The organism is Caballeronia choica (genome assembly GCF_001544535.1).
Lineage (GTDB): Bacteria > Pseudomonadota > Gammaproteobacteria > Burkholderiales > Burkholderiaceae > Caballeronia > Caballeronia choica.
The window spans coordinates 1-1,080 of sequence record NZ_FCON02000501.1 but is presented as its reverse complement, the minus strand read 5'-3'; the positions used below and the strand labels follow the sequence as shown (position 1 = coordinate 1,080).

The window sequence follows — 1,080 nt, the reverse complement described above, 5'->3', positions numbered from 1 at the left end:
CCTGCCTGGGTCTGCTGTCATTGGCTAAGCGTTTCGGCAAGCCCAGACTTGAAGCGGGCTGCATGCTCGCATTGCAGATCGGTGCCTGCCAGTATCGCCACGTGCGCAACATCTTAGTGAACAACCGCGACCAAAGCGCGCCCGCAACCGCTGGCGACTGGGTCAGTCCCAATCACGCCCACGTGCGCGGCCCCGGCTACTATCAATGAGGCATTCAGAAATGATGATGAACACCACTCTGGCACAGCTGCGCACCTTGAAACTGGACGGCCTGGCTACTGGCTTGGAAGACCAACTGGTTCAACCCGGCATGGCTGCGATGAGCTTCGAAGAACGCGTGGCGCTGCTAGTTGACCGCGAAGTACATTGCCGCAACGACCGCAAGTTGCTGCGCCTGCTAAAGAACGCGCATCTCAAGTATGCGCAGGCGGCGATTGAAGATATCGACGCCCGCTCCGGCCGCGGGATCGACCGACGCGAGGTAATGAGCCTGGCATTAGGAGACTGGGTGAGTGCAGGTCACAGCGTCCTGATCACCGGTCCAACCGGCGCCGGAAAATCCTGGCTTGCATGCGCATTGGCGCAACACGCCTGTCGGCGGGGGTACTCCGCTCTCTATCAGCGCGTGCCCCGACTGCAGGAAGAACTACGCATCCGGCATGGCAGCGGTGCCTTCGGAAAATGGCTGCTCCAATTAGCCAAAACCGACGTGTTGGTCTTGGACGACTGGGGCATGGGCGCCATCGACAGCACGACTCGATCCGATCTCTTGGAGGTCATTGACGACCGCGCCACGAATAAAGCCACGATCATTACGAGTCAACTGCCTGTTGACCATTGGCATGCGTGGATCGGCGACGCCACCATCGCCGACGCCATCCTCGACCGCATTATGCAGCGCCATCATCGCTTTAATCTGACAGGCGACTCCCTCCGCACAGAGCGACCGACAGCCAATAAAAAGGAGCAAACTATCGACCCATCGTGACCGCAGATAGTACGATCTAGTCGCGTACCACCATCTCATGCGCAGCGGTCACGTTCAGCCGGAATGAGCGGTCACGATCACCGGAATACGCA

At 59.3% G+C, this 1,080-nt stretch carries 1 protein-coding gene and 1 pseudogene; both read left to right on the top strand.

Features of this window, described 5'->3' with window-relative positions:
• Nucleotides 1–209 (top strand): annotated as a pseudogene (locus tag AWB68_RS45300) (IS21 family transposase); the annotation flags it as partial.
• A gap of 11 nt (nt 210–220) precedes the next feature.
• Nucleotides 221–988, top strand: a complete 768-nt coding sequence (gene istB / locus AWB68_RS45295) for an IS21-like element helper ATPase IstB (protein ID WP_087650496.1) — start codon at nt 221–223, stop codon at nt 986–988.
• The last annotated feature ends 92 nt before the right edge of the window (nt 989–1,080 follow it).

Excerpts from the sequence above, each read along its gene's own strand:
- istB (WP_087650496.1), top strand. The coding sequence starts at position 221 with ATGATGATGAACACCACTCTGGCACAGCTGCGCACCTTGAAACTGGAC.